At 33.7% G+C, this 19,214-nt stretch carries 15 protein-coding genes and 1 tRNA gene; 4 read left to right on the top strand and 12 right to left on the bottom strand.

Going from position 1 to position 19,214, the window contains the following annotated elements; translation table 11 throughout:
• The first annotated feature begins 182 nt into the window (after positions 1-182).
• On the top strand, positions 183-428 hold the full coding sequence (locus CLAVI_RS01475) for a KH domain-containing protein (RefSeq protein ID WP_194843808.1): 246 nt from the start codon (positions 183-185) through the stop codon (positions 426-428).
• 5 nt (positions 429-433) lie between these two features.
• Here the strand turns inward: CLAVI_RS01475 and CLAVI_RS01470 are convergent.
• The 4 genes from CLAVI_RS01470 to CLAVI_RS01455 all read right to left on the bottom strand — a co-directional run bounded on the left by CLAVI_RS01470 (position 434) and on the right by CLAVI_RS01455 (position 4,157).
• Positions 434-506: transfer RNA gene (locus CLAVI_RS01470), tRNA-Arg, on the bottom strand.
• Between the two features lie 242 nt (positions 507-748).
• A complete protein-coding gene (locus CLAVI_RS01465) occupies positions 749-1,582 on the bottom strand; it encodes a hypothetical protein (RefSeq protein WP_194843807.1) in 834 nt (277 codons plus the stop codon).
• 30 nt (positions 1,583-1,612) lie between these two features.
• Positions 1,613-1,780, bottom strand: coding sequence for a hypothetical protein (locus tag CLAVI_RS01460; protein WP_194843806.1), 168 nt, complete (start codon positions 1,778-1,780; stop codon positions 1,613-1,615).
• 76 nt (positions 1,781-1,856) lie between these two features.
• A complete protein-coding gene (locus CLAVI_RS01455) occupies positions 1,857-4,157 on the bottom strand; it encodes a CT620/CT621 family type III secretion system effector (RefSeq protein ID WP_194843805.1) in 2,301 nt (766 codons plus the stop codon).
• Positions 4,158-4,371: 214 nt separating this feature from the next.
• On the opposite strand from CLAVI_RS01455, the gene CLAVI_RS01450 reads away from it, so the two are divergent.
• Positions 4,372-6,477 carry a CT620/CT621 family type III secretion system effector gene (locus CLAVI_RS01450; RefSeq protein WP_194843804.1) on the top strand — a complete coding sequence of 702 codons (2,106 nt, stop codon included), beginning with the start codon at positions 4,372-4,374 and terminating at the stop codon, positions 6,475-6,477.
• A 35-nt stretch (positions 6,478-6,512) separates the two neighbouring features.
• Here CLAVI_RS01450 and CLAVI_RS01445 read toward each other — a convergent pair whose 3' ends face one another.
• The 3 genes from CLAVI_RS01445 to CLAVI_RS01435 form a co-directional block, all read right to left on the bottom strand.
• The gene (locus CLAVI_RS01445; RefSeq protein WP_194843803.1) at positions 6,513-8,357 is read right to left on the bottom strand and encodes a hypothetical protein; all 1,845 of its coding nucleotides are present in this window, start codon (positions 8,355-8,357) and stop codon (positions 6,513-6,515) included.
• A 154-nt stretch (positions 8,358-8,511) separates the two neighbouring features.
• On the bottom strand, positions 8,512-9,786 hold the full coding sequence (locus CLAVI_RS01440) for a hypothetical protein (RefSeq protein WP_194843802.1): 1,275 nt from the start codon (positions 9,784-9,786) through the stop codon (positions 8,512-8,514).
• A 105-nt stretch (positions 9,787-9,891) separates the two neighbouring features.
• A complete protein-coding gene (locus CLAVI_RS01435) occupies positions 9,892-11,469 on the bottom strand; it encodes a lipid II flippase MurJ (protein WP_194843801.1) in 1,578 nt (525 codons plus the stop codon).
• A gap of 46 nt (positions 11,470-11,515) precedes the next feature.
• On the opposite strand from CLAVI_RS01435, the gene CLAVI_RS01430 reads away from it, so the two are divergent.
• On the top strand, positions 11,516-12,397 hold the full coding sequence (locus tag CLAVI_RS01430; RefSeq protein ID WP_194843935.1) for a deoxyribonuclease IV: 882 nt from the start codon (positions 11,516-11,518) through the stop codon (positions 12,395-12,397).
• 17 nt (positions 12,398-12,414) lie between these two features.
• Here CLAVI_RS01430 and rpsD read toward each other — a convergent pair whose 3' ends face one another.
• A complete protein-coding gene (rpsD, locus tag CLAVI_RS01425) occupies positions 12,415-13,041 on the bottom strand; it encodes a 30S ribosomal protein S4 (RefSeq protein ID WP_194843800.1) in 627 nt (208 codons plus the stop codon).
• Between the two features lie 154 nt (positions 13,042-13,195).
• On the opposite strand from rpsD, the gene trhO reads away from it, so the two are divergent.
• Positions 13,196-14,128 carry an oxygen-dependent tRNA uridine(34) hydroxylase TrhO gene (gene trhO / locus CLAVI_RS01420; protein ID WP_194843799.1) on the top strand — a complete coding sequence of 311 codons (933 nt, stop codon included), beginning with the start codon at positions 13,196-13,198 and terminating at the stop codon, positions 14,126-14,128.
• Between the two features lie 20 nt (positions 14,129-14,148).
• Here the strand turns inward: trhO and CLAVI_RS01415 are convergent, their stop codons facing one another.
• The 4 genes from CLAVI_RS01415 to CLAVI_RS01400 all read right to left on the bottom strand — a co-directional run bounded on the left by CLAVI_RS01415 (position 14,149) and on the right by CLAVI_RS01400 (position 19,101).
• A complete protein-coding gene (locus CLAVI_RS01415) occupies positions 14,149-15,327 on the bottom strand; it encodes a hypothetical protein (protein WP_194843798.1) in 1,179 nt (392 codons plus the stop codon).
• A 391-nt stretch (positions 15,328-15,718) separates the two neighbouring features.
• A complete protein-coding gene (locus tag CLAVI_RS01410) occupies positions 15,719-16,681 on the bottom strand; it encodes a hypothetical protein (RefSeq protein ID WP_194843797.1) in 963 nt (320 codons plus the stop codon).
• A 338-nt stretch (positions 16,682-17,019) separates the two neighbouring features.
• A complete protein-coding gene (locus tag CLAVI_RS01405; protein ID WP_194843796.1) occupies positions 17,020-17,937 on the bottom strand; it encodes a hypothetical protein in 918 nt (305 codons plus the stop codon).
• A 273-nt stretch (positions 17,938-18,210) separates the two neighbouring features.
• A complete protein-coding gene (locus tag CLAVI_RS01400) occupies positions 18,211-19,101 on the bottom strand; it encodes a hypothetical protein (RefSeq protein WP_194843795.1) in 891 nt (296 codons plus the stop codon).
• Between the last annotated feature and the right edge of the window lie 113 nt (positions 19,102-19,214).

Genomic DNA, 19,214 nt, shown 5'->3' with positions numbered 1-19,214 from the left:
CCAAAACTTAGATAAATGATGAAATAGCTGTCACCTTTTTCCATCTTCAAAAAATACTAATTAATTATTTTTTTGTTTTTGGTATCATTAAAAAAGATAAATACAATTAATATTGTTTGAAATAACAAAAGATTATTATAAGCTATTGATAAGCAAACGATAACAACCACTAGGATTGAAATATGAACGATTTTTTAGCTTATATTGTTAAAAATTTAGTCGATTGTCCAGAGAAAGTTAACATCAAAGAAGTAGAAGGTTCTCATACCATTATATATGAATTAACTGTTGCTCCCCAGGATATTGGCAAAATTATTGGAAAAGAAGGTCGAACCATCAAAGCCATTCGTTCTTTACTCATGTCTGTAGCTAGCCGCAATCAATTGCGTGTCAGCTTAGAAATTATAGAAGAAGAAAGTAAGAAATAAAAATACGGACCGAGCAGGATTCGAACCTGCGACCATTCGCTTAGAAGGCGAATGCTCTATCCTCTGAGCTATCGGTCCTTATCTATTATACTTCTGTTCAATAAAGACCATGTTAGCCATAAAATGACTACTGGTCTTTAGATGGACAAGTATAGGGCTGTCATCTTAGCATACTCCTAACTTCTCAGTCATCAATAAGAGTACAAATTTTCTTCAATTTTTATGATGAAGAATTTTATCTTTGCAAAAGCAACATTTTTTCATCTTACGTTTAAGAGTCCTTGGCATTAAATGATTAGGTAAAAAAATATTTATTAAGATTAATTAGGTTTAACAGAATCTTCTCGCAAAAGCTTAATAATATCCATAAAGTCCATCATCGTTTCTTTTTCTAATATAGTTAACCCTGGCTTTATCCCTCTTTCTGCCAATTCAAACGTTCTAAATGTGTTACAAAAACGGCCTTTTAAAATAACTCCTATACCAGTAAGTCCAATAATTTGAGGATAGCGAGCAAACATTTCTAATGAAAGCCCACAGGCTGTAATTAAAAATACAATTTTTCTTTTTGAATTTTCTTTAATTAATTCTATTAATTTTTCAGCAATATCATGAAATGTAGGAATAATTACTGTTTTGATATTTTTTTTAGGCAATGCATGGATTGCCTTTCCAATAGGACATTGCCGACATACAGGATGAAATGGATCTGCACAACATCTATCATTAAATCTTCCTCTTGGACATTCTAAAGGCTTCTGACAATAAGAAAATCCTACTACTACTAAAGTATCTTTTTGTTGAGCTTCTATTTGAAAGTCTTTTACTGATTTGCAACCAAAAAATAAAAAATCGCCCTTTTGAAGGTATGGCTTTTTTTTACTTATGCATCCTTTTAAAAATCTATAACCATAAACAAAAGGTCTTTGAAAAAAAATTGAAGCAATCCCTCTTCCTCTACTTGAAGAAAGGAGATAAAACATTGTTTTCCACTGTAACCATTTCTTTGTAGATGGAACGATTAATGGAACATTTGGAGTTCGGACTTTGTTTCTAATAGGTCTTTGGGTTGCTGCTCTCACAGTCCCTTCATCCCATTGTTTTTCAGCATCCTCCCAAGAAGAATGCTGATGCCAAAAAGAGGGTTCTTTCATGCTATCTATGATAGCTAGTCATAGACTAAATTACTCTGCAATTTCATTATTCATTTCATCTTTTATAGCTAATGCGGCTTTTTTTAAAGAAGCCCACCCATTAACAAAACCCACATCTCTGAGTACTTGATCAATATCTTCTACTTCTTTTAGAAGTTGATCATAGGCAAATTCAAAATAACCATTGTTATTAGACATGTTCTACTCCTTACTTATTCAAGTAATGTAAAAGCAAAAAACGTGCCAAAAGCTTAAAATAATTATAAAAAATAAATTATCCAACCATACTTCGCGCAACTGCGAGATACACTTGGTTCAATACTTGAAGAGCTGTAGCAACCACACTCCATTGCTGCTGCATGGCAGTCAGTTGCATTTGTAGATTTAATTGTACACTTTGTCCAGCATCAGCAGCACTTTGCTGGTCTGCATGAACCTGTGCATAAAATGAACTTAGCCCTCCAGAAACAGTTTCTCCTGGGTTTCCTGATGCTAATACTGATTCAGCAGTTACCAAACGTTTTAACCATTTATGATTATCATTTAAAAGAAAGTCGTCCACACCCCAAGTGACAGTAAATATACCACTATTTGTGTCTGCTGCAGGAGGAGTAATCACTATATTTTCAAGAAATAAGTTTACTAAACTAAATTGTGAAACAATAGTTCTTAATGAATTCTCATATTGTTGTAATTGAATCATGTAGCTTTTTTTTTGAACAGTGCTTAACCCTGTACTATCTGTTACCTGACTACGATATGTAGATAACAAATCTATCATAGCTAAGGTATCACCTAACATAGCCTTTAAACTTGTTTTTTCAGCTGTTAGCTGGGCACTAGCAGCGCTCGCACTTCCTGAAAAAATTGTTCCTGCTGCATCAGTAGGCGATCCGAGATAAGACCCAAAAGTAAATGTAGTGCTTGCATTAAGATAACTTAATAGATTTTGAAGAAAATCATTTCCTATTTGAGCTCCATAGTTACTACTATTCAACTCACTTACTAATCCTTGTAAATACTGTTCTTCTCCTGGCATATAATTATCTAAAAGAAGAGTGACTAATGCTGCTGGTAATGGCTTGCTTTTAATAGCTGTTGCTATAGCTTTTTGTTGATCTACTTCAAATAAATCTCTTAAACTTGCTATCTTTTCTAAAGCTGCTACTCTTTTTTTTGCAACAGATTGTGCGTCTGTTACAATCGTATTTAGCGCAGCCACAGTTGTATTTAATCTTGTTAAAGAATCATTTACATTACTTATATTATTCACCATTACAAAAACACCAGTGGAAGGATTCTTTGAAGGCGGGACCTGAATAATGGAAGGCAGGAAATTTGCATTCATTTTTGCTTTTCCAGCTGTAAAAGAGACTAAATTATATGAAGAGCCACTATTAGGTAACATACCCAAAGTCTTAAAATTACTTATAGCTGCTTGATAATTAGTAATAAATGAATATGTTAATCCTGAAAAAGGTTGAAACGCTGTCGATAATTTTGTCTTAATCTCAGCTAAAGTAATCTCTGGATTACTACTGACTATTTCATTTATTGTCATGTATACCCAAACTCCAGCTAAAACATCCCCACTGTTAATTGTTGAAGTAGCTGATGTTTTTTTATCTACTTTATCAAATTGAGTTTGGAAAAATTTAGTAAGCCCCTGTTGGACCACAGCTTGATCATCTGTGGAAAGAAATGATAGCAAGCGTAAAATATCTTCAACATTTTTAGACATCTGACATAATGCTGTTTCATCAATATAATTAATACCCCCAGCTGCTTCTCCCTTAACAGTAACACAAGCAAAAAGTCCCTGTAAAATAGCTGAACATTCTTGAAGAACTTGCGTTGCGGCACCTCCAAGCGTTAAATCTTCTTTCAAACTATTATGAGCACTTATAACTTCTTTCATAGCTGACTCATAACCAGTAGTTACTGCATCCCAATAATCATTTACAAACTGTCTGTCGACTTCTTCTTTAGCTAGTGTATTTCCAAAAGTTTTTATAAAATCTGCTAAATAAACCCTATCTATCGCTTCTATTGAAGCTACCCAACCCCTCACAAGGGTTAGTTCTTCGTTCAATTTCGTAATATAATTAGTAGCTTTTGGATATTTTACAGTAGCGTCAGTAACAAAAGCGCTTAAACTAGTAAGAACCCCTTCTATCGCTGATGCTGTTACAGTAAGAGGATAATCAGGAAGAAGCTTTGAATCTGTTACTGCTAATGAAAACTTTAATGAAGATAACAAGCTCTCTGATTCTTCTGGCATAAAAGCTATGCTATCAACTCCTAATATAAGGTCATCCACACTTAACTCATGAGAAATTTTACTTCTTAGAGACTTTTCATAGGATGATGATGGCGTCACTACTGCTTCAAAGTTATTCTTACAAGAACACAATGTATCCATAAAATGTTGTAGTGTAGCTATTTCTTGATCATTTTTAGTTATAATTTCTAGTTCTGTCCATACTATCTTTTTTGCCTGATTAGCCTGAAAAGCTCCTTCTTTTAAGAAAATAGATTGGTCATCTTTAGCATTCCACACTTCAAGTATAGACATAATTATTCTACCATCTAACAGAACATTTATAAAAATTTATATTATGATATAAAAAAAAATTAAAAAAGAAAAAACTTTTAATAAGAAATGTTAAAAAAACAACTATCCCAAATAGAAGCACTTAAGAAATAAAATATAATTAAAAAGAAAAAGATTATTAATTAAAATTGTAATCTCTATTTATTACCTATAAAATACAGAAAAGGAGTTTATCATGAGTTCCATTAGTATTTTTTCTTCTGAAAAGAGCACCTATAAACATGCCCCTTACATCATTAGCATGCAATTTGGATCTACCACGCCTGACATTAATGATCTTGTATTATTCTCTAGCTATCAATCCCAGATTCAACAACTTAAAAACACGCTGCAAAGCACTAAGCAGGCTGCTCGATATGAAAAAACCCTTAGCGCACCTCCACACTATTTAAAAACTTCTTCGCCCATAGCTCCTATAGTATTAGCCGCTGCAAGCACTGATACATCTACAGTAACACCTGCTGTGTTAACAGAAGGTGAAATCCTAATTAATGGATTGAAAGAAGGCATTAATTTTCTTTTACAAAAATCTTCATCACTAGCTAGAGTGCTTGATCCCTTTACAGCAACCCTTTCAACTATTTCATCTAAATTACCAAATATTTCTGACGCAAACATATCTGTCTTACAAAATATGGCCCTACAAATTTATAATGCATTACCTAAAACTACAGAAAAAAATACACGGAATGTCTTTCTAGAAAAAATTTTAACTACTTTTCAAGCTGACCAACAGCTATACCAAGATAATATTAGTAAAGCAGCAGACGCAGTAAAAATAGGTGAACAAAAACTTAGTGATTATGAAAAAGCTGTTTCTGTTGCAAATGACATGTTCTCTCAAATGGCAGCTATTACTCAAAATGCTACTACTGAATCACCTATTTCTCTCTTTCTTAAAGGGAATAATGTTGCTCAATCTTTTTCAAATTTATCAAAGCTTTTACCCAATCTTTCTGTTGATGAAAATAGTTCCATTAATAATTTAATAAATAAAATATTTAGTATTGAATGGCTGGGAGCTTCCCCTGCTGCGACCATCCCTGTCTTATACTTAATCAAAAATACGATTATGGAATACATGTATGATCAGCCACAAGCTGATATTAGAACCATAATCAATGATATAGAACAGACCCTCTCTTTGTCCTTTCAAAGACACCCAGCTAAAACACCTTTAATGAATGCCTTAAACTATATTATTCAGACAAAAGGCGTTCTGAATTTTATTGATACAACAACAATTCCTCACACATTTGACTTAGAAATCTTTCTTAATCAACTACCTCAATATCTTACTACCGCTACTGATGCTGCCCTAGGAACAGCTGATAATATTACCTCTACATTTGCAGATTGGAAAAAAGCTACTGGAGATGTTTTGCTAGCGACTTCTAAAAAAAATATTACTTCCTTAACAACTACCTCTACCTCTCTCGCCACTAAAGCTTCCAACCTAAATGATATAATTAATAGTATAGAAACAATATTTTTAAACAACTCTTCTATTGGAAATTCCTTTAATAGCATGATTCTCAATAATTATGTCCCAGCAGAAGCCGCTTTATTCCATCCTTTAACCCAATCATTAATTACAAATAATTTTGGCTCTAACTTCATCAATGGACTTCTTTCTAATATCTCTGGATTTGGTTCTTCTTCTGCTTATTATCAATTTCATTCAACCCTTATCCAAAGCTTAACCAGTAATGATTTTTCAGGATCTTCTAGCGAATCCTGTAACACCTTAACAACTGAAATCTCTCATGTGCACGCTAATCTTTTTCAAGTAAATCAAACACAAAAGTACCTCGAAAAACAAAAACTCGCTATTTCATCAAATTCTTTTCTAAGCAATACTGATAAAGCTACATTTTCAAGCCTTATCAACCTTCAGCAAAACCACTTAAGCGTTATACGCCAACAGTTATTAGATCTATCAAGTTTACTTATCTTGCTTAAACCTACCCCTATTGCATCATCTGATGGTTCTGTAAGTAATACCTTTACTGTAACAGGCCCCTCTAATTGGTCTAACTTATTAACTCAATTAGAAACACAAGTTATTAATGGTAATGCTTCTGTAACTATTTCTGGAGGCTTGGGAAGCTTTTCTACTGACGCGGTTAGCCAACAACAAACTTATTCTTCTCATCAACAAATACAGTTAGTAGCTCTTCAGAATAGAATGACTACAATGCAACAGCAATGGAGTATCGTCTCTTCATCCTTACAAACACTTGAGCAACTGTATGCAACCTTACTCATAGGCATTCTATAATTTAGATACTTTTTATCTTAATAAGCAGTTATTTATTATTTTTGATCATTCAGTATTAATGTAGAAATTACTGCTGATATATAACGAGTAAAAGCAGGTTGTATAAGAAATTGCTTTTCTTTGAATTCTGCTAAATGTTCTGTTGATTTTACAAAACTATCTCGTAATTGCTCTATAGTTGTTAAGACCTTGTGCTCTACTGATGGTGCAAAAGATAACTTCCCCTCTGCTGCTGTTTTATTAAGATTTTTTTGTAAATCATTAATAGAAGCTGATGGATTTCTCTGCAGATATGACTGAGTAATCTGTGAAGAAAGAATGAGCCCTGCTGCATCTCCTAGATTAACTATATTAAAGATACCTTCAATAGGAGCCTGATTTTCTCTTAACCTTGGTTGACTGTCTTCAAAAGCTCGTTTTTGTAAATTATTTGTGCCTCTTGATTCTTGAACTTTGCTTATAGATGATAAGCCTGCTGATTGCTTTTCATCAATAGCTCTGACTGATACGCTGCTTTTAGTCAGAAAAGTCTTTAAGTTATTTATAGGCTGTTCTAGTAATTCCTGCACAGCTTCTATAACAACACTTTGCTCTAATGGAGAAAGAATTGGTAACTGCTGACTAATAGTGAGCACTCCTAGTCCAAGATTATGTAATTCTTTTTCAGATAATGATATGCCTTTTTCAATTTTTTTAGATGCTTGTATTAATGGTTTTAATAATGTGTTGGTGACTTCGGCTTCTTTATTTTCTTTTACTATTATACTAGCCTCTGAAGAGGTAATCTCTTCTTTATTAGAATCTTCTTGAGAAAACTTCATTTTTTTTGAAGTATCTTTTGATTTAATCGTATTATCAGAAAAACCAGATAGATCATTTTCTATCTTCTCTTTAAGCATAAAATTTACAGGTAATAATCTGTTATCTTCATCTTTTCTTTTAATGATATCTTTCTTAGACGATAATAAATATGGATTATGTAAAATCGTTTCTTCTGCATTCGTTATAACAGCAGAAGTTTCTGGATGTAAAATAGGGTTATTCTCTCTAAGCTGAGCTAGCATACGTCGCGTACTCTTTATCAATGAACGAGTATCTTGAACATTAGACAATCCTATAGCTTTATAAAATCCTTGTACTTGTCCAGCAATTTGACGCTGGATAACCGCATTACTTTGGCCTCCTGAAGCTGTTCCTACAATAGTAAAATCTAATACCTGTCCTTCTAAAGCTAACAATATTGAAATTTTAGAATTAACGACTTGAACCGCTTGCACAATCAATGGTTGCGCTATGGCTGACATAATATCCTGTAAAGTTTTCTGTACTGTTTGAATATAGACAATAGCAGTCATAATCTCTTTTAATTGTAAACTTTTCTCTACAGCGTTACAAATAGCTGTGACTTTTCCTGATAAAGCTAATGCATTCTTAACTAATACTTCCAAACGAAGTGCTTGACTTTCTGCTAGATGTGCCTGCCGAACAGCCTCTACATCGTTAGGCTGATTTCCTCCTGCCATTGCTGCTGCTTGAGCTGCTGCTGCTGCTGCAACTATGGCCTGAATATATCCTTGAAAATCTTCTAAAGTAGATGCTGTTTCAGCGTTTGCTAAGGCTTCTTGTGCAATTTGGTTTTGATCTATAGCAGTATATCCACCTGATGCAGAAGACAATCCTATATACGAAGTATTTAAAGTCTGATCTACAGTAGGAAGTGAGATTTGTTGTAGTAAATCAACAACTTCATTAAGAGCACCTGTCTGCTGTTCTAAGTTACTTGCTTCTATAACGTTTTCAGATAAGAGACTTTCTATATTAATAATATTATTAATATTATTAATAATCGATGTTTTAGAAAGCTTTTGTAATTCAGACATAAATTCGACCTTATAAAAAATAAGTTTTCTTTATATCTATACTAAACAACTATTTTTTAAATAAGAATTAAATAAGAAAGGCATCCAACTATAGATATAGCTGAATGCCTTTTACTATTAATCTTTTAGTTCCAAAAGAACTTTGAAAGACTAATTAAAATGATGATGCTAGAAGCATTTGTACTCTTGAGAAAGTAAACGTTTGTCCAAGACCTTCATTTAAAGGTGTTGAATACTGATAAACACCTCTTAAAGCAAGAGTTTTACTGATAGCGCAACCAAGATTTAGACTAATCCCTTTATAGTTTGTTGCACCATTAGCAAGAGCTGGCTCATAACCTTGGGCAATTGCATTAGCAAAAAAGAATCTTTGCGCATTACCATGACCAATTCCAGAAACATCACTTTCAGGGATAGCCAAAGCACCCACTCTTTCATATTGAAGAGCTAAACTAAGATCTCCAGCTTTTTGCAATTTACCAAGACTTCCACTAATATAAAAACCTGTATTCAGTTTTTTATTCAATGTTGTCGCAGTTGCTTTTGCAGCAGGGTTAACTAATCCACCAACAACAATTCCATAAGGAATTTGATATTTTGAAATAGTATTTTCATAACCACCAATTATTTGAGATACTTGATAGTTATATTTAACAGTCACATTACTAGCATTTCTGGTTGTAAAAGTCTTCCAATCAATAAAGCTATACTTTGCTTTAAACCCTTTGACTCCACCAATACCAGCTTCAACAACCCAACCATACTGACTTTCTTGAGAATTGATAACAAATGGACCACCATGAATCATCATATAACCTGGTGTAGAAGCAGGCATAGCTCTTTGATACGCTACTCGCAATCCATCAAAATAACCATCAAATTGAACACCTGATTCAAAAACAGAGCCCAAAGATACTCGTCCTACTTCAAAATAAGCTTTTTCTTTTATTTCTGCTTTTTCAAATAAAGCATATCCAACAACTGCTTTATCTAACATACTTGTACGAGAATCTGTTCCAGCTACTGCTGCCCAACGAGTTCTTGTAGAAACCCAAGTTCTATCTAATTCATAATTGATATTGCAATTGAACTCTGTTCCAAAGCGATACATATCAAATGATGTATTAGTTGGAGGAGTTACAGAATTAGTTACAATTTTTTCATTAGAACCAATCCATCTTGTACGAACATCTCCTGAGATGGAGAAAACCCCAGTTTTTTTATTAGAAAAAGCAAAACCATTTGATCGTAAACAATCTGTCCATCTTTTTACATTTTCGGGAGTAGCATTACATTGCTTTTTATCAGAAGCAACTTCTTCTTTTTTTATAATGCTTTGATCAAGAACAATATCATTCTCTTGAGCAGAACAAGATATGTCTGTGAATAAACAACCAATGGCAAACGCACTAATTAATAACTTCTTCATTAAAGGCCTCTCTGAAATACAGGAAATAGGATTCTACTTATTGTCATTGTTTTTTGTAAAAGTTTTATCACTAATAGATAATTTTTTTTTATTTTACACGATGTTTTAGCCATTTCGCCCTGTAATCCTGCGCAACATACCTCTTGCAGCTGGTATACGACATAGCATAGTAACACCAATGAATATACTTATGATGGAAGCGCCTTTTAAACAAAAGAGGATTATTCGTTGTAAAAATGATGCATTAGCAGGAATACATGTATAACCCACACCTAACCTCATTAATAATAAGAGAATTATCGCTGTAATTATTCCTGTGCCTATAATGGAAATCAACGCCTTATAAATTTTAAAAGTAATAGCTACTTTTTTCCAAAACTTCATTAAATAAATCATTAAAAACACAAATTGTACAATAGCAGAAAAAGAGGTTGCCCAAGCAATACTGGAAATACCTTTTTTAAAAACTAAAATGAATACAGCATTGAATAAAATATTGATGCCTATTGATAACAGCGCAGCTATAGCTGGTATTTGATATTGCTTTTTAGCATAAAAAGGAATTACTGCTATAACATTCCAACTTCCAAACAAGATGCAAGGAATAAATCCTGTCAAAATATGATTTATTTGCAAGACAGCATCTTGCCTAAAACGTCCATGTCGGAACATTAAGTCTAAGCCTTCATACCCAATAAACAGAACTCCTAAACCTGCAAGACACATTAAAAGACCTATTTGCTCCAAAGCATTTTTTAAAAAAATTGCACCTTGAGAAAAATTATCGTCTTGAATCGCCCTTGAAAGTGGTGGTAATAATGCTGCAAAAAAACCCATACCTATTAAAGCAAAAGGTATTTGTTGTATGCGCACAGCATACCACAAATATAATGGTCCTGTGGGATCTACAAATTGAGCCCATAGCATATCTGCTGCTGCATTAACTTGAGTAGCAGCAAGTCCAATCACCCCTAAAGCTACTGGTCTTAAAAATTTTATCACTGGCTCAGTGTTTTTTTTAGAAATTTTAATATCATGAAATTTCATTAAAAACTTTTTCGTTTCTGGCACAGTGATCAACCATTGAAATAAAAAGCCCACTCCTAATCCAATAGATAAAATTAATGAAAATATTTCTGATGATAAAATCTGACAAGTAAAGATAATAAAAATCCAAATAATATTAACTATTGTTGGAGCCACTGCTGGCTTAAAAAATCCTTGTTGGCAATTTAATAACGCGCTATTCAAAGAAAAAAGCATAAGAAATAATAATGAAGGTATTAATATAGCTATCAATAATTCACAATGAGAAGGCCATACTTGTTTAATTCCTGCTATAAAAAATATTAGTATCTCTATTACTAAAATTCCTACTCCCACAATCAAAAGCATTTTTTTCTTTATATTTTTAAAGAAAATTACTGCTTGTTTTTCATCTTTTTTACGCAATTCTTCAAAATGAGGAATAAAAGCCATATTTAAAAAAGTTTCTCCTACAAATTTTCTAGCAATAAACGCTAAGCGGTAAGCAACCCAAAAAGTACCTATAACAGGATCTGCTCCCCAGATAGCCGCCATTGCTATCTCTCTAAACATCCCACTGATTTTACTAATAAAGGTGCCATAAAAAAATCGTGTAATGGAGGAAAAAATACTTTTTTCTGAATCTTTTAGTTTCATGAATCTGTTTTTCTATTATTATTATTTTTTTCCTGGAGATACTCTTATGCTTAATGACAACTCTCAAGAATTACTAATTGGCGCACATACCTCTACAGCTGGCGGATTAGTCAATGCTTTATGGGAAGGCGCTTGCATAGGAGCAACTACTGTACAGATTTTTACTTCAAACCAACGTCGCTGGCAACGTAAACTTTTATCACCTGAAATGATGGCAGATTTTAAAGCAGTCTTACAAGAGACAGGATTGCGAGATATTATGAGTCATGCTAGCTACTTAATTAACATGGCTTCTCCTAATGAAGAAACTACCATAAAAAGCCGCCAAGCTTTTTATGAAGAAGTCATTGCATCTCGTGATTTAGGTCTTAAGTATGTAAATTTTCATCCTGGAGCAGCATTAAATGATTCACGTGAAGCTGGTCTAAAACGTATTATTCAAGGAATTTTATTAACTGCCCCTTTATTAGAAAATGCTGATTGTTATCTTCTTTTAGAAACTACAGCTGGACAAGGCTCTTTGCTAGGAAAAACATTTGAAGAATTAGCTGTTATTTTAGAAGGAACAAAAAATTATTTACCAATGGGTGTATGTATAGATACCTGCCACATCTTTGCAGCAGGATACGATATCCGCACAAAAGAAGGATGGGACCAAGTTTTGCAAGATTTTGATCGAATTATTGGTTTAAAATATTTGAAAGCATTTCATCTCAATGATTCTATATATGATATAGGTAGTGCTAAAGACCGGCACGCAGCTCTTGGTAATGGGAAAATTGGATGGAATTGTTTTCGCTTCTTAATGACAGATCCTAGAACAGAATCAATACCAAAATATTTAGAAACTCCTGATGGATGCCCATTATGGCAAAAAGAAATTGCGTTACTCCGTGGAATGCATGCTAAAAAAAAGAAGCTCTTATAGAGAAACGCAATTAATAACTAACTTTGGTGAGCTAGAAATTCACAAACAATAGATAAATTGATTGGTATAGGTAACTGGCCTTCTATTTGTTCCCACTGAGGAATAGAGAGTAAAACACCTGTTAAAGCTGCTTTATCAAATTCCATATAAGAAGGTAGATCACCTGTTTTATTATCAATAGCTTCTTGTACTGCTTTCATTTTTCTGGATTTTTCTCTTACAGAAATTGACATTCCTGGTTTTACAGAAAATGACCGTCTATCAACTTTTTTACCATTAACAGTAATATGTCCATGAGCAACTAGTTGTTGAGCTGCAAAAATAGTTCTTGCCAACCCTAAACGATACACAACATTATCTAACCGGCATTCTAGTCTCTCAATAAACATTTGAGTAGTGTTGCCCTGTTTGCTAGAAGCTTCTTTAAATGCCCGTGTTACTTGCTTTTCCATAAGCATTCCATAACAAGCTTTCAATTTTTGTTTTTCTTCTAGCTGAAATCCATAATCAGACTTTTTCCTTCTCTGAACACCATGCTGTCCAGGAGGATTCGGTTTTTTAAGAAGCGGATTTCTACTACGCCCGAAAATATTGGCTCCAAAACGACGAGCGACATGATTTTTCGGCCCCAGGTATCTAGCCATATCTACAGCCTTTCCTTAAGAAGTGATATTAAAATACAGACAAAAAAGCGGATTTGAGCATGAGCGCTCTTCCTTCATCTGTGAGGGGAAATTCTATCTAGCCTGTTAATTTTCTACAATGGAATTATTTGTCCTCTTATGATAAACTTCCTATATGGAAAATCAAAAAATTTATTACACGTTAGCTTTTTATAGATTTGTAAAAATTAATGACCCTGTATCCATGGTTATTGCTCACAAGAAATTTTTTACAAGTAAAGATATTACTTGTCGTATTTACATATCTGAAGAAGGCATTAATGGCCAAATGAGTGGCGAATCTACTGCTCTGGAGGCTTATAAAAATTGGATGCAAACCTTTGCTTGTTTTAAAGATCTGTGCTTTAAAGCACAGAAAACATCAGGCAATGTTTTCCCGCGCATTTCTGTAAAATATAGAAAACAATTAGTTGCTTTAGACGAAACTGTCCCTATAGAAAAAACTGGGACTTATGTTTCTCCCTCAGAATGGAAACATCGCCTTCAAGAAGGAAAATCTCTTGTTATAGATGTTCGCAATAGTTATGAATCAAAAATTGGTCATTTTGAAAATGCCCTTCTTCCTGATTTAGAAAATTTCCGAGAATTTCCTTTATTTGCCAAAAAACTTTTAGAAAAAATTGATCCCAAGACCCCTATACTTATGTACTGTACTGGTGGCATTCGTTGTGAACTTTATTCTGCTCTTTTAAGAAGAGAAGGATTCTCTGATGTAGGACAATTAGATGGTGGCGTTATTGGCTATGCTTTAGAAGAAGGCTCTGCCTTATGGAAAGGAAAATTATTTGTATTTGATGATCGTATTTCAATTCCTTTAGATGAAAAAGTTTCCTCCCCTATTTCTTCCTGTTCATTCTGCGATACACCTTCTGATGTTTATTTCAATTGTTGTAACTCTGAATGTAACAAACTTTTTTTATCCTGTTCTGAATGCATTCAGACAAAAGAGGGCTCTTGTTCTGTGGCCTGTGCTGCTCACCCAGAGAAAAGAGCTTTTACCTCAGAAGGAAATAAACCATTTCGTCGTAAACATCTTCTTAATCAATAAAGTGTTAAAAAATTTGTTTCTTAAACTTCCTCTAGAGCAGGAAGATCTAAGAAAGGACCCATATCCACCATACCTAAGCTTTGCCCTAGCGAGGTACTTAGATTTGTTTCATTAATTACAAGCAAAGAATTTTGATCTACTCCTCCTGCAGGAGGCCTATCTCTACGAAAAAATGGTATACCTACTTGTTGCATAAGATCTTCCATAGACCTCCTTACCCACCATTGTCTTTTTCTATGAGATTGTTTACACACTGCACTTACAACTAATAAACCTGCATGAGCAAAGTACAATACTGAAGATGCTACAACCATTGGATCTAACACACTACATACTTGATTATATGGGCCTTCTATACCTGGATAACATGTTGGAAGCAATAAATGACTTGCAAGACTAGATCCACTAGCCCCTAATAATATTATATCTGCTCCTGTAACTAATGCAGCAACCTCTTCAACTTGTTGTATTTTCCTACATCTTTTTATCACTTTAACTAAGGTCCACACACATACTACTCCACTATACATGCACACAAAACCAGACAGCGGCAAACAATAATCTGTTTCTCCTCCTCCCTGATCTTTCCAAAAAGCTGTCTCCCCAGGAACAATTAACATCGATGACTCATCATGAGCATTCATTCCATCTGCTACATTTCCTGTAACCATAGAAGCTAATGTAGTAAGAAGAGTACTTGTAGTATTTCCTTCTATTAAATCTGTTCTATTCCCTGTAACCATAGAAGCTAATGTAGTAAGAAGAGTACTTGTAGTATTTCCTTCTATTAAATCTGTTGTATTCCCTGTAACCATAGAAGCTAATGTAGTAAGAAGAGTACTTGTAGTATTTCCTTCTGTTAGATCTGTTGTATTCCCTGTAACCACAGAAGCTAATGTAGCAAAAGAAGTACTATTTTCCATAAAATCTGTGGCATTACCTATTGCTCTACTTACAAAAGGAAACGTCAAACTTGTAGATACTGGCGTAAGAAGATCACTTGCTACTGGATGCTCTGTAAAACAACCCATCTTTTCTAAACTAAGCCCTAATACTCCTATCCCTACTGACATAATCAATTGAGAGATCCGAGTAGCTGTAGTTAATTTTTTTTTTATATTGGCGCAAGCTTCTGCTGGACTTTCTGGAAATCTAATACCTAGATGCCTTAAATAATGTCCATTAATATACATTATCATAAAATTTATTAATTTACGGTTAAAAATATAATTAGCTTTGTAATTATTTTTTTCACTAAAAGGTAAATAACCTTCTATTTAATATCTATAATATTTTCAATCATTTTCTTTTAAAGGAACTAATTTTTCTAAATTAAATCTTAATCGCTATATTATATTCATGAATTATGAATAAAAGATGTGTATATTTTATTTTTTAATAAAAAACAAAAAAACGATAAAACTATAGATTTTATCGTTTTACAAACTGGAATATCTGGATAATTAAAGCTTGGTGAACATCTAGAAAATAATGTATCTTAGGGACGCTTCAAGGACTATAAGTTCTCAATGTCTACTTGTCCCATATTTTAGCACTATCACCAAAAGAATCTTTTTATGTAATTATAGCCTAAACAGCGTCTTCACATACATCTGATGGAAAAGGGATTTCATCCAAAAAAACACCTTTGTCTTCTTCGCTTTCTGGTGTAGTTGTTTCTATACGTCTATCAGAACATATAGCACTTAAAACTAATACACCTGCATGAGTAAAATACAGAATTGAAGATACTAAAACCATTGGAGCTAGTCTTCCACATACTTGAGGATTAGGTGTTCCTGGATAACATGCTGGAAGTAGCACATTACCTATAACACCAAATCCACTAGCTCCCATCCATAGGATATCTTCTGCCACAGGTAATGGGTCAGATTGTCTACCATTTCTTCCTCCTCGACATCTCTTTACCATGTCAACAACTGCCCACACAAATATCACTCCCCCCATCATAACTGCTATTCCTGACATTGGTAAGCAATAATCTTTTTTCTGCGAGAGTGGTGCTGTATGAGGCTGTAAGACTCCATTTACTGCAGCAGTAATTAATGCCATTGTACTACTAGAATTCTCATTTATTTGATTCCCTGTAATCATTGAGATCATTGTAGACAAAAGAGGGCTAGTAGCGCTAGCCTCTGTTGCATTTGTTTCATTCCCATTAATCATTGAGAGTACTGTAGACAAAAGAGAACTAGTAGTACTAGCTCCTGTTGTGTGTGTTTCTGTTATTGTTGTTAGAGAAGTTACTGTGCTTAATACTGTATCTGTAGTAGTGCCTTCTGTAACATCTAAATTAGGAATAGTTAAAGTTGTAGTAACTGTTGAAGATGGGGTTCGTGATTGATGTTCTGTAAAACAATCCATCTTTTCTAAAACCATTCCTAATATACCCATTCCACTAGACATAACTGCTTGAGACAAACGATTAAGCTTGATAAGATTCCATTTTACATTCTCATAAGCTTCTAGCGGGGTTTCAGGACATCTAACTCCTAAATGAACTAGTACATTTTGATTAACAGTATTTATCATAAAATTTATAAAGTAGGGTTAAAATGACACTATTTATCAGGCAGAAGCAACTCCTGTAGCTACCACCTTTCTAAGGGATTATATCTAAATGAATTAAAGTATCTTATTATGTTTTTAAATTCAAATCATTTTTAATATAACACCTGCCTGTTATCATTTTCTAGAAAACATTGCCTGCAATAACTCTACAGCTATGAAACCTCTATCTAAAACAGGTATTTCAACTAAACACATACCATCTGTTTCCTCTTTACTAACCTTGTTACTTAAAACCAAAAAATCTCTATTTTAGCACTATCACCAAAAGACTTTTTGTATGTAATTCTATCCTAAACACTTTATACAACTCCCTCATTACTAGTAATTTGAGATAAGCAAATATCTTCTTCTAATCCTTCTCGTTCAAGTATTGTCACAGATCTATCAGCACATACGGCACTTAAAACTAATACACCTGCATGAGTAAGATACAAAATTGCAGATAGACCAAGCATTGAAGATAAGTCTGTAAATCCTTGAGAACTATCTGAACATGGATAACACATTGCACTTAATGAATCACCTACAAAACCCAATCCACTAGCTCCCAACAATAAGATATCTCCTACCGTAACTAATTGGGCAGTCTGTCCACCTTCTCCTGATCCTTGACATCTTCTCACAATTTTAACAGCTGTCCACACAAATAACGCTAATGATAACATGGCTGCTATCGCTGCCATTGGGTCGCAATAATATGGTTTTAAACCGCTGTCGTTTTTACCAGCCTGTAATAACCCATTTTCGCGAGGACTAATTAATGAAATTGTATTATTCATTTCATTCCCTGTAATCATGGAGAGCACTGTAGACAAAAGAGGACTAGTCATACTAGTACCTGTTGTATTTGTTTCATTTCCCATAATCATTGACAGCACTGTAGACAAAGAGGGACTAGTAGCACTAGTGCCTGTTGTGTAGCTTTCTGCGCTTGTTGTTAGAGAAGTTATTGTGCTTAATACTATATCAGCAGTAGCGTCTTCTGTACTATTTAAATTAGGAATAGTTAAAGATGGTGTTAATGCAGAATTTTCTATACAACTATCCATCTTTTCTATAATAAATTCTAGCATACCCATTCCACCAGATATACCTACTTGAAATATACGATTAAGCGTGGATAGCTTCCATTTTACATTTTCATAAGCTTCTCTAGGCGTTTCAGGAAATCTAACTCCTACACACCCTAGCACATTATTATTTATACAATTTATCATAAAATTCACACGCTATGGTTAAAATGAACCTAATTTATGAGATATCTGCAGCTCTCAAGGAATTAAAGTATCTTGTTTTTTTTTAATAAAAATCATTTTTAATATGACGTATGCCTGTTCTCATTAACTCTCCAAATATAGAACCCTTATCTAAAACAGGTATTCCAAATAAACACATGGCATCCATTTCTTCTTGACTAGCCTTGTTACTTATAACAAAGACATATCTATTTAAGCACTATCACCAAAAGGCTTTTTGTATGTAATTCTATCCTAAACACTTTCAGAAACTGCCTCATCACCAGGAATTTCAGATAAGCAAATATCTCCTTCTTCTAGCACTGCTGGTTCAATTATTTTTACAGATCTATCAGCACATAAAGCACTTAAAACTAATACACCTGCATGAGTAAAATACAGAATTGAAGACACCAAAACCATTGGAACTAATGCTGTACATACTTGCAAATTTGGTGTTCCTAAAGATGGATAACACGCTGGCCATAATACATCCTCTGAAAAACCAAGCCCACTAGCTCCCAACAATAGGATATCTCCAATAACAACTAATTGAGCAAAGCGTCCACCCTCTCCTGATCCTCGACATCTTCTAACCATTTTAACCAATGTCCAAACAAATAATACTCCTTCTAAAAGGCCTTTTATCGCTATCATTGGTAAGCAATAAATTGGTAAACAATGATCTATTCCTGAAAAACATTCTTTCGCCTGAGACGTAGAATTAATTAATGAGATTGTATCATTAAAAACCCCATTTGTTGCATTTACTGTAATAATTGAGAGCATTTTAGACAAATCCAAAATAGTAGTACTAGCACCTGTTGTGTATGTTACTGTGCTTGTTAGCAGAGAACTTGTTGTTCTCAATACTAGATCGTTCTTAATGCCTTCTGTGCTATCTTTAATGGGAATAATTAAAGTTGTTGATACTGCTGAAGATGATGTTAATGGTTGATGTTCAGCAAAACAACCCCTATTTTCTAAAAAAAGTCCCAACAAACCCATGCTACTAGATATAGCCACTTGAGACACACGATTAAGCATAGATAACTTCCATTTTACATTAGCATAAGCCTCTGTAGTCGTTGCAGGGAATCTAACCCCTAAACGACCTAGAAAAACAGTATTGAGAAGATTTATCATAAAATTCATGCACTATGGTTAAAATGAATCTATTTATTAGCTAGCTGCAACTCATGCATCTACCACACCACCAAAGGATTACATCTAAAGGAATTAAAGCATATTATTTTTTT

The organism is Candidatus Clavichlamydia salmonicola (assembly GCF_015356765.1).
Lineage (GTDB): Bacteria > Chlamydiota > Chlamydiia > Chlamydiales > Chlamydiaceae > Clavichlamydia > Clavichlamydia salmonicola.
The sequence above is the reverse complement of the archived record's forward strand: the minus strand, read 5'-3'. Positions and strand labels throughout refer to the sequence as shown.

Coding starts and splice junctions, on each gene's coding strand:
- CLAVI_RS01465 (WP_194843807.1), bottom strand. CDS start 1,582: ATGAAAGAACCCTCTTTTTGGCATCAGCATTCTTCTTGGGAGGATGCT.
- trhO (WP_194843799.1), top strand. CDS start 13,196: ATGGAAAATCAAAAAATTTATTACACGTTAGCTTTTTATAGATTTGTA.
- CLAVI_RS01400 (WP_194843795.1), bottom strand. CDS start 19,101: ATGATAAATCTTCTCAATACTGTTTTTCTAGGTCGTTTAGGGGTTAGA.
- CLAVI_RS01440 (WP_194843802.1), bottom strand. CDS start 9,786: ATGAAGAAGTTATTAATTAGTGCGTTTGCCATTGGTTGTTTATTCACA.
- CLAVI_RS01415 (WP_194843798.1), bottom strand. CDS start 15,327: ATGATAATGTATATTAATGGACATTATTTAAGGCATCTAGGTATTAGA.
- CLAVI_RS01435 (WP_194843801.1), bottom strand. CDS start 11,469: ATGAAACTAAAAGATTCAGAAAAAAGTATTTTTTCCTCCATTACACGA.
- CLAVI_RS01410 (WP_194843797.1), bottom strand. CDS start 16,681: ATGATAAATACTGTTAATCAAAATGTACTAGTTCATTTAGGAGTTAGA.
- CLAVI_RS01445 (WP_194843803.1), bottom strand. CDS start 8,357: ATGTCTGAATTACAAAAGCTTTCTAAAACATCGATTATTAATAATATT.
- CLAVI_RS01450 (WP_194843804.1), top strand. CDS start 4,372: ATGAGTTCCATTAGTATTTTTTCTTCTGAAAAGAGCACCTATAAACAT.
- CLAVI_RS01460 (WP_194843806.1), bottom strand. CDS start 1,780: ATGTCTAATAACAATGGTTATTTTGAATTTGCCTATGATCAACTTCTA.
- CLAVI_RS01430 (WP_194843935.1), top strand. CDS start 11,516: ATGCTTAATGACAACTCTCAAGAATTACTAATTGGCGCACATACCTCT.
- rpsD (WP_194843800.1), bottom strand. CDS start 13,041: ATGGCTAGATACCTGGGGCCGAAAAATCATGTCGCTCGTCGTTTTGGA.
- CLAVI_RS01475 (WP_194843808.1), top strand. CDS start 183: ATGAACGATTTTTTAGCTTATATTGTTAAAAATTTAGTCGATTGTCCA.
- CLAVI_RS01455 (WP_194843805.1), bottom strand. CDS start 4,157: ATGTCTATACTTGAAGTGTGGAATGCTAAAGATGACCAATCTATTTTC.
- CLAVI_RS01405 (WP_194843796.1), bottom strand. CDS start 17,937: ATGATAAATTGTATAAATAATAATGTGCTAGGGTGTGTAGGAGTTAGA.